The sequence below is a fragment of the Hydrogenobaculum sp. 3684 genome (genome assembly GCF_000213785.1).
GTDB lineage: Bacteria > Aquificota > Aquificia > Aquificales > Aquificaceae > Hydrogenobaculum.
Genome location: NC_015557.1, coordinates 735,859 through 751,701 on the forward strand (window position 1 = coordinate 735,859; position 15,843 = coordinate 751,701).

Annotated in this window: 17 protein-coding genes; 1 reads left to right on the forward strand and 16 read right to left on the reverse strand. The window is 34.8% G+C overall.

Annotated elements, in window-relative coordinates:
- Positions 1 to 11 precede the first annotated feature (11 nt).
- The 9 genes from HYD3684_RS04005 to fsa form a co-directional block, all read right to left on the reverse strand.
- Positions 12 to 1,058, reverse strand: a complete 1,047-nt coding sequence (locus tag HYD3684_RS04005) for an NAD(P)/FAD-dependent oxidoreductase (protein ID WP_015419407.1) — start codon at positions 1,056 to 1,058, stop codon at positions 12 to 14.
- Positions 1,042 to 1,341, reverse strand: coding sequence for an HU family DNA-binding protein (locus HYD3684_RS04010; protein WP_012513851.1), 300 nt, complete (start codon positions 1,339 to 1,341; stop codon positions 1,042 to 1,044). Before HYD3684_RS04010 ends, HYD3684_RS04005 begins: the two co-directional genes overlap by 17 nt.
- Before the next feature lie 21 nt (positions 1,342 to 1,362).
- Positions 1,363 to 3,168: a glutamine--fructose-6-phosphate transaminase (isomerizing) gene (gene glmS / locus HYD3684_RS04015; protein ID WP_015419408.1), complete on the reverse strand. Its 1,806-nt coding sequence runs from the start codon at positions 3,166 to 3,168 to the stop codon at positions 1,363 to 1,365.
- Position 3,169: 1 nt separating this feature from the next.
- The gene (gene mqnE, locus HYD3684_RS04020) at positions 3,170 to 4,264 is read right to left on the reverse strand and encodes an aminofutalosine synthase MqnE (protein WP_015419409.1); all 1,095 of its coding nucleotides are present in this window, start codon (positions 4,262 to 4,264) and stop codon (positions 3,170 to 3,172) included.
- A 63-nt stretch (positions 4,265 to 4,327) separates the two neighbouring features.
- Positions 4,328 to 5,104, reverse strand: a complete 777-nt coding sequence (locus HYD3684_RS04025; RefSeq protein ID WP_015419410.1) for a HemK/PrmC family methyltransferase — start codon at positions 5,102 to 5,104, stop codon at positions 4,328 to 4,330.
- Entirely contained in the window at positions 5,061 to 5,363 is a 303-nt protein-coding gene (gene secG / locus HYD3684_RS04030; protein ID WP_015419411.1) for a preprotein translocase subunit SecG, read from the reverse strand. Before secG ends, HYD3684_RS04025 begins: the two co-directional genes overlap by 44 nt.
- 26 nt (positions 5,364 to 5,389) lie before the next feature.
- Positions 5,390 to 6,112: a 6-carboxyhexanoate--CoA ligase gene (locus tag HYD3684_RS04035; protein WP_015419412.1), complete on the reverse strand. Its 723-nt coding sequence runs from the start codon at positions 6,110 to 6,112 to the stop codon at positions 5,390 to 5,392.
- Positions 6,113 to 6,114: 2 nt separating this feature from the next.
- Positions 6,115 to 6,825, reverse strand: coding sequence for a methyl-accepting chemotaxis protein (locus HYD3684_RS04040; RefSeq protein ID WP_015471352.1), 711 nt, complete (start codon positions 6,823 to 6,825; stop codon positions 6,115 to 6,117).
- Between the two features lie 188 nt (positions 6,826 to 7,013).
- Positions 7,014 to 7,667: a fructose-6-phosphate aldolase gene (fsa, locus tag HYD3684_RS04045; RefSeq protein ID WP_015419413.1), complete on the reverse strand. Its 654-nt coding sequence runs from the start codon at positions 7,665 to 7,667 to the stop codon at positions 7,014 to 7,016.
- Positions 7,668 to 7,728: 61 nt separating this feature from the next.
- Between fsa and HYD3684_RS04050 the strand changes: the two genes are divergently transcribed.
- Positions 7,729 to 9,003, forward strand: coding sequence for a dihydroorotase (locus tag HYD3684_RS04050; protein WP_015419414.1), 1,275 nt, complete (start codon positions 7,729 to 7,731; stop codon positions 9,001 to 9,003).
- Here HYD3684_RS04050 and HYD3684_RS04055 read toward each other — a convergent pair.
- From HYD3684_RS04055 to HYD3684_RS04085, 7 genes are all read right to left on the reverse strand, one after another.
- Complete coding sequence (locus HYD3684_RS04055; protein WP_012513860.1) at positions 9,000 to 9,617, reverse strand: LexA family transcriptional regulator; 618 nt, start codon at positions 9,615 to 9,617, stop codon at positions 9,000 to 9,002. The genes HYD3684_RS04050 and HYD3684_RS04055 overlap by 4 nt on opposite strands.
- Positions 9,614 to 10,441: a class I tRNA ligase family protein gene (locus HYD3684_RS04060; RefSeq protein ID WP_015419415.1), complete on the reverse strand. Its 828-nt coding sequence runs from the start codon at positions 10,439 to 10,441 to the stop codon at positions 9,614 to 9,616. The genes HYD3684_RS04055 and HYD3684_RS04060 overlap by 4 nt, the downstream gene beginning before the upstream one ends.
- A 15-nt stretch (positions 10,442 to 10,456) precedes the next feature.
- Positions 10,457 to 12,832: an EAL domain-containing protein gene (locus HYD3684_RS04065; RefSeq protein WP_015419416.1), complete on the reverse strand. Its 2,376-nt coding sequence runs from the start codon at positions 12,830 to 12,832 to the stop codon at positions 10,457 to 10,459.
- Between the two features lie 107 nt (positions 12,833 to 12,939).
- On the reverse strand, positions 12,940 to 13,179 hold the full coding sequence (locus HYD3684_RS04070) for a hypothetical protein (RefSeq protein ID WP_015419417.1): 240 nt from the start codon (positions 13,177 to 13,179) through the stop codon (positions 12,940 to 12,942).
- A gap of 2 nt (positions 13,180 to 13,181) precedes the next feature.
- Positions 13,182 to 13,478 (reverse strand): hypothetical protein, encoded by a 297-nt coding sequence (locus HYD3684_RS04075; protein ID WP_012513864.1) that lies wholly within the window; start codon positions 13,476 to 13,478, stop codon positions 13,182 to 13,184.
- On the reverse strand, positions 13,475 to 14,404 hold the full coding sequence (locus HYD3684_RS04080) for a cbb3-type cytochrome c oxidase subunit II (protein WP_015419418.1): 930 nt from the start codon (positions 14,402 to 14,404) through the stop codon (positions 13,475 to 13,477). Before HYD3684_RS04080 ends, HYD3684_RS04075 begins: the two co-directional genes overlap by 4 nt.
- A 13-nt stretch (positions 14,405 to 14,417) precedes the next feature.
- Complete coding sequence (locus HYD3684_RS04085) at positions 14,418 to 15,836, reverse strand: cbb3-type cytochrome c oxidase subunit I (protein ID WP_015419419.1); 1,419 nt, start codon at positions 15,834 to 15,836, stop codon at positions 14,418 to 14,420.
- Positions 15,837 to 15,843: the final 7 nt, after the last annotated feature.

Consider the following 15,843-nt stretch of genomic DNA (forward strand, 5'->3'; position numbering starts at 1 on the left):
AAAACTCTCCTTTAAATATTTTTCCAGTAATCTTCATAAGCTACCCAGATATACGGTAATATATATTTTATATTATTCCATTCTTTCATATATTTTTTTCTTTTTTTATACGCTTTTTCATTGGTAATACCGTATATTTCTTTTGACTCTTCTTCAAAGGATTCCAAATCGTTTTCCAATATGTATTGTGCAAGCATATTGCCTGAGACAACCGCCTGAGGTATGCCACCACCTGTTATAGGATGACAAAATCCTCCAGCGTCTCCACACAAAGCCACATTAGAACTTACCAAAGTATCTATACCATCCAAAGGCAAAAACCCACCTGAACTTTCATTGCAATCGTTTTCTATAAAACCCATAGATACCGCATCTTTTATAAAAAGCTCCAACACATATTTTGGATCATCTTTAAAAGCTGTATCTATACCAATACCTACATTTGCATAGTTATTTTTTGGAAATATCCACCCATAACCACCTCTAATATACTCTCTAAACACTATAACTATGTCTTTTAACGGTTCTTTTAGCCTGCATCTTCTTTGAGCACACACCGCTAACTCATGCTTTTTTGAAAACACCTTTTCCATCACCATTGAGCGAGGTCCATCAGCCCCTATAAGATAATCAAACTCCACATAATATACATCGTCTTTGGCTTTTAATATAGCGGTATTTTTATCATAAAAGCCTATAAATATTGTTTTTAAAAAAGCTCTTGCTCCGCTTTTTATCGCTTCTTGAAAAATATTTGCATCAAAAACCTTTCTATCCACCATAACACCTTTTGAGTCTGAATACACTCTTCTGTTGTCCGGTTCTATAGTAAGCATATTTTCTATCTCTTGAACTACTGAATTTCTAAAGTAGTCTTCAAACTTTTTTTGCATAAGCTGTTTTGGAATAAACTCAGCACATTGGACTGGCACACCTATAGTTTTCCTTGAGTCTACAATGATTACATCAACACCTTTTTTGGCAAGCTGGTGAGCAGCGCTTGAACCAGCAAGTCCTCCACCTATTATAAGAACTTCTGTTTTAAACTTTTTTGGCATTTGCCTGATGTTTGTTTAATTCTTTCTTGATGTATTTACCCATTTTAAAATATGGTAAGTAGCGTTCTGATACCAGTGTTTGAACGCCAGTTCTTGGATTTATAACCATTTTAGAAGGTTTTTTCTTCAATAAAAAAATACCTAATCTTCTTAATTCTATACGTTCATCTTGTATAAGGCCTTCCATTATAGCATCTAAAAAGTACTCTATCACAAGCTTTATATCCTTTTGGCTATAATTCGTATACTTATCTATTTGTTTAATAATATCTGATTTCTTCATAGATTTAAATTATACCATAGGTTATTCTACAGTTACAGTCTTCGCTAGATTTCTTGGTTGGTCTACATCAAGCCCTAGCCTGTTTGCCACTTCGTATGCTATAAGCTGAAGAGGAAGCACAGTCAAAAGAGGATACAGGTCTTGCTCTTCTATATCTGGTATACCTATGAAATGCTTTGATATATTTCTTAAATGCTCATCCGAAGCGTTCCCTATCACTATAAGCTTTGCTTTTCTAGCTAAAACCTCTTCTATATTGGAAACCGCTTTTTCGTACAGCTTATCCTTTGGCGCTACGAATATAACTGGCATATTTTCATCAATTAAAGCTATAGGACCGTGCTTCATCTCACCGGCGGCGTATCCTTCTGCATGTATATAAGATATCTCTTTTAACTTCAGAGCCCCTTCTAAGGCTATTGGGAAAGAAAGTCCTCTTCCTAAATATATTGCATTTTTAGCATTCGATAGTTCCCTATAAACGCTGTCGTTTAAATCGACACTTTGAAGAAAATCTTCCATCTTTGACGGCACATGAGCCAACATATCGATCTTATTTGCATACTCTTCGTAAGTTAATAGACCTTTAGCATAGCCCATAAAAACAGATAAACCGTATAACACAGCTATTTGAGCGCTGAATGTTTTTGTAGCGGCTACACCTATCTCTGGACCTGCATGCGTATAGATACTATAATCGCTCTCTCTGTCTAAAGAACTACCCACTACGTTTACTATCGATAAAACTTTTGCACCGTTTTCTTTGGCGTATTGAGCCGCAAACCTTGTATCAGCAGTTTCTCCAGACTGCGATACAGCTATAAAAAGTGTATTCTCATCAATTGGAATATCTTCATATCTTTGTTCTGAAGCATAGCCCACTTCCACTGGTATTCTAGCATACTTTTCTATCAGATACTTACCTATCAAAGATGCATTGTAAGAGCTACCGCAAGCGCTCATAACAATTCTATTTATGCTGTTTATATCGAATGGAAAATTTATCTCTTCAGATAAAAATCCCCTTACGGTATCTGATATTACCCTTGGTTGTTCGTATATTTCTTTTAACATGAAGTGTTTGTATCCAGACTTTTCCGCTGATACTATATCCCAGGGAACAAATATAGGATGTTTAGTTTTAATTATACCGTTAAAATCGTAAATGCTTACGCCTGTTTTTGAGATATCTGCTATCTCTTTATCTTCTAAAACAATTATTTGCTTTGTATAAGGAAGAATTGCTGGAATATCAGAAGCTAAAAAGTTTTCATTTTCTCCAATACCTATCACAAGAGGACTACCTTGTTTAACACCTATTATCCGCTCTGGTTCATACTTTGTAATAACCGCAAAAGCAAAAGCCCCTCTTAAAAGTTCAACGGCTCTTTTGGTGGCTTCAAGCAAATCACCTTTATAATATTTTGCTATTAAATGAACTATAACCTCTGTATCAGTTTGGGATTTAAATGTATAACCCTCTCTTATAAGCTCTTCTTTTAGCTCTTTATAGTTTTCTATTATGCCATTGTGTACTATAGCGAAAGAGTTTGTAGGATCAGTGTGTGGATGTGCGTTCTCTATTGAAGGAACACCGTGGGTTGCCCATCTGGTATGACCTATACCACAATTTGATTTAGAAGTTCTGCCCCATAGAGCTTTTACCAACTCCCTTATTTTACCAACCTCTTTTTGAACAAATATATCGTTGTCTTCTATAAGGGCTATACCAGCGGAATCATAACCTCTGTATTCAAGTCTTTCTAATGAACTTAGCAAAATAGGTAAAGCTTCAGAGTTTCCTACATATCCTACTATACCACACATATTAATTATAAACTTTTATTATATTATAAAAAGAGTCTCTTTGCACAGGAATCTTGGAAGCTCCTTTTATAATGCTTACAAGCTTGTCTATTGTTTTACCGTAAGTTTCTGTAGAACCAGCCGCATGGACTACAAGTTCTTCTTCTAAAGTTCCATCTATGTCGTTTGCGCCAAAATTTAGAGCTATCTGAGCTAACTTTTCTCCTAAGGTTATCCAATATGCTTTTATATTATCAAAGTTATCTAGAAAAATCCTTGACATCGCTATAGTTTTAAGATCATCCACAGATGATGTCCTATCACCACCAAGCGCTGTGCCTTTTGGATGATAAGCTAAAGGTATAAACACTTGAAAACCTCCAGTTTTGTCTTGCAAATCTCTTATTCTTTTCATATGATCTACTCTTTCTTCTATGGTTTCTATATGCCCGTAAAGCATAGTAACGTTTGAGGGAATACCGAGTCTATGGGCAGTTTCATGGATTTCAAGGTATTCTTCTGCGTTAGCTTTGTTTGGTGCTATTATGTTTCTTACCCTATCGGCAAATATCTCGGCACCACCTCCTGGCAACAAAGACAAGCCAGCTTCTTTTAATTCAAGAAGCACATCTTCGTAAGTAGATTTTGATATTTTTGCTATATGATCTATTTCAACAGCTGTATAAGCTTTTATAACTATATCTGGAAAATGTTCTTTTACAGCTTTTATCATATTCACGTAATCTTCTCTTTCCCAATGCGGTGGCAATCCGCCAACTATGTGTACCTCTGTTATGCCGTTTTTGTAAGAGTTTTCTATTTTTCTTAACACCTCGTCTATGCTAAGTTCAAAAGCCCTCTCGTCTGATTTTGAAACACCGAAACTACAAAACTTACATTTGTATACACATATGTTTGTAGGGTTTAAATATCTGTTTACTATAAAAAAAGCTCTGTCTTGATTTTTTTCTTTGTTTAATTCGTTTGCTACATACCCTAAAGCGCTTAACGGAGCATTTTTATATAAAAAAACAGCCTCTTCTTCTGTCAATCTTTCTTTGTTTAAGGCTTTTTCTAAAAGAAAAGATACTTCTTTATCCTCTAAAAGCTCAATCATTCTAACCTCCTTAAAAGCCGAATAAAGATATATTAATAAAAGTTTGCTAAAATACTATGCTAATCATCTTATTATGGCAACCCTTGGATTATTTGAATAGTCGTAAATTATATCTACATTCCCGAATAAATCTTTTATGGCCTGCTCTTGATCGTGCCCTATTTCCAGTATCATAGGCTTTATACCTAAAGATTTAAGCTCCTTGTAGAAAAAAAGACCTTCTTCTTTACCATCTAAAGCTTTTATATCTTCATACTCCAATACGCTTTTTTCAAGAGTATTTAGAACATTTGTTGGTATATAAGGTGGATTTGCCACTAAAAAATCAACTTTTTCTATTTTTATAGCTTTTGCTACATCAGAACAGACCACCAACAACCTATCTTCTACTTTGTGAAGTTTTGCATTTTTTAACGTTAACTCACAGGCTTTTTTGTTTATATCTGTTGCTACCATCTTAAGATGGGGACTATGCTTTAAAAGTACAATGCTTATCATACCACTTCCTACAAAAGGCTCAAAACCCACTTTGAACTGCCTTGCAAACTTCATAGCCTCTTCTACAACAATTTCCGTTTCTGGTCTTGGTATCAATACAGGTGGTTCTATTATAAACTCTTCTCCAAAAAACCACCATTTTCCAATGGCGTATTGAAGGGGCATGCCGTTTTGGATTTTTGATAATATGCTTTTAAAAGCCTCCAAAACATCTTGATTTAGCTCTATCTTATCCTGATTTAAGAATATATAATTTTTATCTAAACCGCTTACGTGTTCAAGAACAAGAAGGGTATCTCTAAGGCTTAGAGTGCTTTGTTTGATTAGCGCTGATATGTTCATTTTGCATGATAGAAGAGTTGTTTCTTACATCTGTTAATATTGCTATAGCTATCGCAAGCACCATAAAAATAGCCGTAAACCAATAAGTACCCTTTGTTAGTATCGTATCAACACCACCCACACCAAATATAGATCTTGCAGTAGCCCCTCCAAAAGCCGCACCTATATCACCTTTTGATTTCTGTAAAAGCACAAGTACTATCAAGAATAAAGCTATTATAATAAAAAGCACCACCAATATATAATACAAAAGCCCCATACTATTATTTTAACCTAAAATCTAAATCAAAGCCTTACCAAAAATGCCTTATTTCTTAAACAATTTATTACATCTTTTAGGTTTTCAGCTTTTATAAAATAAGCCCTTCCACCAAAAGGATCTCCAAAATGTTTCATTGGATTTATGCGGTGATAAGTTTTGTTTACAACCACGTAGCCAGTGGTATAATCAGTATCGTCACTCCAACACACTTCTGCTAAAATACCGCATCTTATATTCTTCGATACAAGGGCAAGAGCGTCTAAAGCTCTGTCTGTTATTTTATAGCCAGAAGATAACAGTTTTTGTTTTGCCAAATCTCTATCTTCCCAATCTACTTTTATGGTCCTTATGCCCTTTTCTTTGTTTTCTTCAAGCCTAATACCAGTATCAATATCTATGATCATGGCACCTCTCATATTTTTACCGAAAGCCGCTCCTTTAGAAATAAGCTCTATCACAACACTTGCTATATCCTTTTTTATACCTGCGTTTTCAAGAAGCGCTCTAGCAAAAGTCCTTGCCTCTTCAACGCTTTTAAAATCAAAACTTCTTATAGAAGGCGTCTTTATAAATTCAACATCTTTTACCTCTTCTGTTTTTATGCTTATAAAATCATAAAACTTCGGCCTTTTGAGAAACTCATTTATAATTTGCGAAACTTTTTCTTTCTTACATATCCTTTCTGCTCCAGAAATATGAGCATTTTTAAAGGAGGCTCTCATCCTTATAGATATAAGATCCTGCATTTTCAAAACTTAAACTTACTCATCTCCTGTTTTAACTCTTCTGCCACTTTAGCTAGCTGATTAAACGTAGCAGAAAGTTCTTCCGTTGCTGTTGATAATTTATCAGAAAACTCCCTTATGCTAATCATATTTTGTGCTAGATAGGCTACTGTGGCATTTTGTTCTTCTGCAGCAGTGGTTACCATTTCTGAGGCTTCTTGTGCCACTTTTGATTTATTTTCAATCTCTTTATAATATAAGTAGATATCTCTTATTGCAGAGGTTGTATTTTCTGTCCCTTTTGTAATATTGGTTATCATATCGGATATGTTTTTAGCAAAATTGCCAGTTTTTTCTGCAAGTTTTTTGACTTCATCAGCCACTACGGCAAATCCTCTACCAGTTTCACCAGCACGAGCGGCTTCTATTGCCGCGTTTAAAGCTAGTAAGTTTGTTTGTTCGGTTATATACAGGATATTTTCTACAATAACGTTTATCTCTTGCCTAGTTTTTTCCATAAGCTCAAAATCTTTTGTAGTATTTAGGTCTTTCCCATATTTTTTGTTAATGTTTGCCGCTTCTTCCAAATCTTTATTTACATTTTCTACTGCTTTTTCAAGGGCTGGTCTGACAGCTGTATTTCCTCCAGCCAAAGATCTACTGTATATTCTTGCAGATTCTAAGTCCATATATAGTTTAAAAAGTGGTTTTGATATTGATATAGCTTTTTTCATTGGACATTTGTTCCATATAGCTTAAATTTGTCTCATAGCTGCTATAGATATATAATATACCCAAGATTAAGGTTATCAAACCAAGTCCAAATAGTTTTACTTTCAACGATGTTTTTTCCGCTAAAAACATAAAACAACCTCCTGTTCCCATACCCTCCTTGCCAAATAATTTTTTTATAAAATAAATGTTAAAACGGCTTATTTGGGACCTTTTCCCAATCTTTTAAAAACTTCTCTATGCCTATATCGGTAAGAGGATGTTTGAATAAAGCTTCTAATACGTTAAAGGGAATAGTGGCTATATCAGCCCCAGCCTTTGCAGCTTCAAGTACATGTATTGGATGCCTTATACTTGCAGCTATTATCTCGGTTTCATAGCCGTAGTTGTCAAATATTATTCTTATATCTCTAACAATATTCAACCCGTCTGTAGATATATCGTCTAATCTTCCTATAAACGGTGATACATAGCTGGCTCCTGCTTTTGCAGCAATAAGAGCTTGCATAGGGCTAAATATTAGGGTTACATTCGTTGGTATTCCCTCTTCTTCAAGTATGTTTACAGCTTTCATTCCCTCTTTTGTCATAGGTATCTTTACCACCACGTTGTCGCCAAGCTCCGCTAAGAACCTGCCCTCTTTCACCATACCTTCTGTATCCAACGATACCGTCTCCAAACTCACTGGACCATCCACTATACTAAGTATATCTTTTACTACATCCATGAATGGTCTTCCAGTTTTAGCTGCTAATGTAGGATTTGTAGTAACTCCGTCCAATATTCCCCAATCTATTGCTTGTTTTATCTCGTCTATATTTGCCGTGTCTATAAAAAATTGCATACACTTTACCTCCTTTTGGTATATAAATTATTATAAGCCAAATTTTGATATAATGTAATAAATGAGTAGATATCTTCTTATAAAAAGCACAAGACTTATAGAACCAAATTTAAACTTTGACAAAGAAGTTGATATTCTTATAAAAGATGATAAGATAGACAAAATATCAGGACACATTGATGAAAAAGATTGTGACATCATAGATGCCAAAGGACTAATAGCTTGCTCTGGCTTTGTGGATATACACGCCCATTTAAGGGATCCAGGCTTTACTTACAAAGAAGATTTAGAAAGTGGCATGAAAGCAGCTACGTTTGGTGGATTTACCACGATTGTTTGTATGCCAAATACAAATCCTCCCATAGACAACGAAAGTATTATATCTTACATACTCTTAAAAGCCCAAAAAATAGGAATATGCGATGTAAAAGTAAGCGCCTGCGTAACTAAAAATAGATCTGGTAAAGAACTTACAGATTTCTATAGACTTAAAAAAGCTGGAGCTGTATGTTTTACCGATGATGGATCGCCGGTGCAAGACCAAAAACTCATGCTAAAAGCTCTTGAAATGGTTAGCTTATTAAATTCTTTTGTGGCAAACCATTGTGAAGATGATGCTTTTGCTGGAAATGGCGCTTTTGACGAGGGAGCTTTCTCAAGCGTTTACGGACTACCCTTTAGACCCTCTTATGCAGAAGATGTGATGGTGGCAAGAGACTGTATACTTTCTTATGAAACAGGTGGTAAATTGCACATCCAACATCTTTCTTCTTCTTTAAGCGTTGATATAGTTAAATTTTTCAAAGAAAAAGGTGCAAATATAACCTGTGAAGTAAATCCAAACCATCTTGCTTTAAACAGTTTTGCGGCTTTTAAGAAAAAAACCATTTTAAAGGTAAATCCACCTATTAGAGATTACAAAACCCAAGAAGCTCTTATAAAAGCCCTACAAGAAGGAATAATAGATTGTATAGCCACAGATCATGCACCTCACGCTAAAAACGAAAAATTACACCCTATTAAAGGTGCCGCTGGTATGCTGGGCTTTCAAGTAGCCCTACCAATTATGATGAGTCTTGTAAAAGATGGTGTTATAGATATTAAAAGCTTGATAACACTTATGTCTAAAAACCCTGCTAAGATACTTGGTTTTGATAACACGATAAAAGAAGGAGCTTTAGCAAATCTAGTTTTATGGCACCCAAGTCACGAATGGCTTTTTGATGAAAGTATAAACCCCTCTAAGTCTTCAAATTCTCCTTTTTTAAATAGTGTACTTACTTCAAAGGTGTTTTATACCATATATAAAGGTAAGATGGTGTATAGATATTCTTAGGTTAATTTTCTGGAAGGGCTAACAGCTTTTATGGCTTTACCTATTATTCTTATATCACTTGCTTTTACGTCTTGACTTTTGTAAGCTTCGTTTTCTGGTAAAAGCCTAAAAAACCCGTCGTTTAATTTATATATCCTTCTTACCAAAAGCCCACCATCTTTATCTGATATAACATATATTTTACCGTTTATTATGTCTTTAGAAGATGTGTCTATTATGACATATTCTCCGTCTTTTATAATCGGTTCCATAGAATCGCCTTTTATTTTTATAGCACTTAGATATCTAGATGGTATTATATCGTTTACGTATATATACTCTTCTGCATAAAGAGGATTGCCGGCTCCTGCTTTTACATCTACAATGGGTATTGCAAAAACAGTCTCAATATCGCCGTGTTCCTCTTGCTTTTCCAACAAATCTTTTGGACTTATACCAAGGGCTTTTGATATTGATTCTACAAGCTCTATACCAGGATTTAAGATTTTTCCGGATTCTAATTTGTATAGATACTGTTCAAAAGACACTTCATCTTTTCCCATCATCTTTGCCAATTCCCTTCTTGAAATACCCTTTGACTCTCTGATGTATTTCAATCTTTGTCCAATATTCATATTACTATATTAAGGAGTTTATCTCTTACAAAAATAACCTTTCTTATCTCTTTACCATCTAAATATTTTTTAATTTTATCATCTTGCAAAGCCGTTTGTAAAGCTAAACTTTCATCAGCTCCAGCTGGTATAGTTATAGTACTTCTTAATTTACCGTTTATTTGCACTGGGATATCTATCTTTTCTTTTACAAGAGCAGATTCGTCAAGTGCTGGTAGTTTTATCTCTTCGTCATAACCTATCATCTCAAATAGCTCGCTTGTTATATGAGGAGCCATTGGATATAACATTTTTAAAAGCGTTAAAACGCCTTCTTTTAAAGTGTACTTATCTTCATCGGTACTTGGTTTAAAATCCTGTAAATAGTTAAACAACTCCATAGCTGATGCTATCATAGTGTTAAATTGGTATTTCTCCAAATCTTTTCTGTATCTTTGAATACATTTATTTATTTCATAGTATAAATCCTTGTTTTTTTCTTTAGTATCGTACTCGGCTTTTAAAATAGAGATGTTTGAAGTAACAAAGTTGAAAACCCTTTTCAAAAACCTATGAACACCTTCTATTGAAGTCTCTATCCACTCAAAATCTTGCTCTGGAGGTGCCGCAAAAAGTATGTATAGCCTTATAGTATCAGCACCGTATTTTTCTATAGCTATAGCTGGGTCTATGGTGTTTGCTTTTGATTTGGACATTTTAGCAGCTTCGCCAAGCTTTGATTCTATGGTATTTTCCAAAGATTCCTTTCCTAGCTTTTCCAATAAAAACCTAACATTATCACCAATACTTAGCTTGTTTTCTTTTAAGAAATCTTTTATCTTCATAGAAAATATTATAAATTATTGAAAGAATTTCTCCAAATCAAAAGTTGGCTTACCAAGATAATACCCTTGACCGTAATTTACTCCTATCTTTACAATTTCATCAAGAGTTTCCTCATCTTCTATAAACTCTACCAACGTTTTTGTATTAAGATGTTTAGCAATTATATTTATACCGTTAACTATAGCCCTATCTCTTTCGTTTTTTACTATGTTTTTAACAAAAGCCCCATCTATTTTTAGAATCTCCGTTTTTATAAACTTTAGGTATAAAAATGAAGAATATCCACTTCCAAAATCATCTATTACAAAATGGATACCATAATATTTTAAAAATTCTTCTATCTCCTCAAATTTTTCTAAATTAGAAAGAGATTCCCTTTCTGTAATTTCTATGTATAGCTTATTTTGCATACCGTACTCTTTTGCTATATCAACTACATCTTGGAAAAATCTATTATCTTTAAAAGCCTTTGCACTTATGTTTACAAAAAGCCTTAAACTGCTTTGTGAATTAATTTTTTTATTTAACGCTGATATTCTCTCGCAAGCTTTTCTTATCATCAGCAAATCTATCTTATTTATAAGCCCCAAATCTTCAGCCTCTTCTATAAACTGATCTGGATATATTATATTGTCATTTATCTCTATCCTACAAAGAGCTTCAAAACCTATTATTTTTTTATCCTCAAGATTAAAGATCGGTTGAAACGCCGGTTTTATTAAATTTCCGTTTATAGCATTGTTTATAAGTTCGTATTTTGAAATATACTCCATATCTTTATCTTGAAAAGAGGCTATGACCACACTAGACTTCCCACTTTTCTTTGCTTTTCTTAACGCTTCTTCGGCAAGCATCTTAACCTCTTCTTTTGAACAAAACGCTTTAGATAAGCGCTTATTTTGAGTGTTATCATCATCTGAGAAACCAGATATTAGCAAGCTTTGCCCTTCTTTTTCAAAGCACGTTGATATACCTACGGATAAACTTATATACATTTTTTTATCTTCTAATATTATCGGCTGAGAACTTAGCCTCTCGTTTATTCTCTCCATTATCACCTTTGCAGATTGTACTTTTATATCCGGTGCGATTATTCCAAACTCATCTCCGCCTATCCTAGCCAATATATCTGAAGCTCTAGTGCTAGATTTTAATATATTGGACAGTTCTTTTATGACTATATCCCCAGCTTGATAACCGTAGGCATCGTTTATATATTTAAAGTTATCTATATCTATCAATATATAACTAAAAGCATTTGGCATCATCCTAACGGCTGATTTTTTTACTTCATTTTCTAAGAACATATCAAACATATCCTTATTATAAAATCCTGTCAATGGATCTTTTGTAGCAATTTCTTCAAGATGAATATGCAAAGAATCTATATCTGTAAGATACTTTCTTGTAACAAAGATGCTGAATAAAGCTTGATTGATAAGCTTTAGTATGTTTAATTCTGTTTCTGATATAAGTATTTGATTTTTTCTTGCAAGAATAAGCATGCAAGCAGTCTCTTTATTGTATATATATGTATTTATAGATGTAGAATTTATAAATTTCAACCCTTTTTCTATATACCATTTTGAAGCGTAAGGATCATGCTCATAGTCTATGTTTGCTGTATGTTCTTTCTCCATATAGTGTTTTACAAACGATGACAAACCTCCAAACATTTCTAAGTCAAAGGATGGTCTAGAAAAATTTTCTAAAAATAAGTCAGATTCTACATACATTTCAACTTTGTTGTCTGTTTTATTATATATTATAAACTCAGAACCATCTGCGTTTAAAAGCTTATCTAGATCGTTTAAAACATCTACGGTTAAATATTTCGGGTCTATATTTGATGCAGTACCTTTGTTTATATATGTTATCATGTCGTATAAAATATTAAGGTATTCATTTATTTTTTCCTCTATTTGGAGTTCATCTTTATAAATCTTAACAAGTTCTTGATTTATATTTTCTATATCTTTTGATATATCATATATATTTTTCTCGTTAAAAAATTCAGTTTTATCAGAGTAGCCCGCAAAAACCCCAAACACTTTGTTGTCGTCTTTAAACAAAGGTATAGCAATTATTGACAAAAAATTTTTCTTCTTTAAAAGCTCATAAACTGGCTCAAATCTTTTGTCATTTAGCATGTCATTTGAATATTGAATCTTAGCCGTTTTTATTGCCATTCCCACAGGTGCATTACCGTATGGTGAATCATCCCATCTTAACTTTACATATTTTAAATAGTCTTCATTCTCTTTTGATGATATTAGCGGGAAAACCGTATAATCGCTTTTTCTTAAGCCTATCCAGGAAAAGACAAAACCATACTTTTTATTAACATTTTCTAAGTAATGTTTTATATGTTTTAAAGCCTCTACTTTCATAAACAATATAAGAATTATAATATAAATTTCATGTTTTTGCTATGATACTAGAGTCATTTAATAAGATAAAAATGGGGGTTGAAAACCCCCAATATATAATTGTATCTTTAAGGATTTTGATTTCCGTAATATTTATAGAAGTGATACCACTGAGCTTTGTCCACTGGCCAACCTTTAAACCAATCAGATAAATCTGGTATTACATCCACTATAGTGTATGTAACGGCTAACACTATAAACATAAGCCACATGATAATAACCATCAAAGGTATCTTGTTTCCCTGATATCCACCTACTTTATAGTCCGGCTCAGCAGGTGTTAAATATCTTTTTTTAGCATCAGCCATAATTACACCTCCGTATGTTCAATCCTATCGTACTTTTTATCCATATCTATCATATCAAATTTAGAGGCCTCTATGTTGTTGAACTCGCCTCTCAAAAAAGCCCACATAAAAAACGAAGCAAAGGTCAACATACCAAATAGATACGTTGTAGTAATAATTATAAACACAGAGTGGGCATCGTCGCTGGCAGAAGTCCCCACTATAGCCCAGCTTATAAGCCTGTAGGAGAACGGAATGCCAGCCATTAGCACTACCGCAATAACCATCGTTATTAAGAATATCTTTCTTCCCTTACTCATTGCGATGCTCCAGATGGAGAAGCAGTTTTATTGGCGTTGCCATTTGCGGAGTTTGAACTTGACGAAGAGCTTGAGTTGTTTGAATTTGAAGCGTTAGATGAAGAATTGCTTGTAGAACTAACACTCATAGCCGCTTGCATAGCTTGAGGGTTTTGTTGTTCCTCTGCAACCTCTTTACGCCATTCATCAAAGAACCTTGGTCTATACCAGCTACCCAACCATTCAAGATAAGCAATCACAGCCAAACCATACTTAGTTGGTTCTGGGTTTAAAGATGCATAAGCGTCATTTGGATTTGCTGGTGTCAAAACTGGTTTGCCGTCTTTTAAATCTACGAATTTAGCAAACCTCGGCATTATAGAGCCTGGCACTGTATACTGAGGATTTACAAAGTGTGCCAAGTGCCATTCTACACCCTTTTTACCGGCTTCTCTTATAAGGTCTGGACCTTTTCTTTCTGTACCGAAAAGGTGAGGCAAGAATAACGTATTATCATATTCACTTGGCACAGACACATGTCCATAGTAAGCTGGTTCATTTGAGACTGGTCTCACAAATTGAGAGTGGCACTGCCAGCAACCTTCTGCCATATATATCCATCTGCCGTCGCTTATAGCCTGGGCTACTCCTTTTATAATCTGCTTTTGTACAGCAGGGGGAGCTGTATAGAAATATTGGTCTGGAACATTGTAATATTTCTTCCACAGATTAGGGTACATAGCTAAAAGTTGAATAATTTCTGGAAACTGTCTTTTATAAAAGCCCTCAGCCACCACTTGATCCTTGGTCTTCATCTTGCTAGTACCACCAAGCACCATTATCGGCAAGACACCTTGTATGAAAGTACCAGTGACAAAGAATCCTATACCGGCCAAGAAGAATATAAAAGCCCATCTTTCGTGTATCGCTCTTCCACCTGATGCCATATTTCATTCCTCCTTAAGCTGTAGCCACTTTTGTAGAAGCTTGATATGCTCTTCCTACAGCCATTGTCTTTAGTATGTTGTAGAAGTAAGCTATATATCCTATGAATATGAATATACCAGAAGCTGTACGTACCCACCAGAATGGTTTACCGAGATTTACAGAGTCTATAAATGGAACTTGAGCTATCCATGCAAAACCTTCAGCTATACCAGCCACGCCTAGGTCCACAAACATAACTTCTATACCTATCAACATAAACCAGAAAGCCATTTCTGATAGAGGTCTTGAGTATGTGTACTTTAGACCGTACATTCTTGGTACTATGTGCTCATACATGCCTAAAAGCCAAAAACCAAACGTACCAAACATGATAAGGTGAGCATGCCCTGTTACCCAGTCTGTAAAGTGTATGACTTTTTGAGTTGTCAAAAGCACTTGTATAGAGCATTGGAAACAAGTTATCCAATAGTTTATCATACCTACATAGAACCATCTTAAAGGTATGTCTTCTTTCATCGCCCCGTAAGAGCCTCTTAGGGTCATCATAAAGTTAACAAGCACAGTGGTCACAACTATTTCTATAGCTATTGTAGCAAACACGGCTGCATATTGAGCAAACATTGGTATTGGTGACCATAAGTAGTGGTGAACACCTTGTGCTGGATAGAAAAACGCCAACCCCCAGAAACCTAGAAGTCCCAAACCATGAGACCATATTGGCTTTTGGAGAACTCTAGGTACAAAGTAGTACATAAGACCCCATCCCATAGGTGTAACGTAAAGACCAACAAGGTCATGTATGAAAGAACCGTTTAAAGCTGCACCTGCTGCACCAGGATAGAAGAACACACTTGGATAATTACCAAGTACATAGACCAAAGGCGTCCATATAAGACCAGCTGTTATGTACCATAAGCCAGTATACAAAGGCTTTTCTTTTGAGGCTTTTATTATAGGAACTAAAAATTGAGGTATTACTACAAACAACCACAATGTTATAGGCACGTCCATTATAAACGGCGTTTCAGACCACTCTACAGATTGAGGGCCTATCCATCTGGTTAGTTCTGGTCCACCAAGCATCGTACCGCCAAAGAAAAGAAGTGATATTACAGTACCTATTCCAGCCACTTGAAGAGCTGCCCACAAAAGCCATCCGTAAGCTCTGTTCCATACCGGATGTCCCGTCATACGTGGCACAGCCCAATACAAGGCTCCGGTTATAAGATTTGCCAAGAAACCATAGGCTGCAACGTTTGTATGGTTAAATCTTAATCTAACTGGAGACATGTATGGGTCTACTATATGGATATTTAGAAATGTCAAAGAATAAGTTAAGCCAAATATCATTACAAGCAATAAATCTATAAGACCCATTAGCATATGAGCCTTAACCAAATCTGTATAGACAAGCTCTTTTTGCTGCTTCATCTTTATC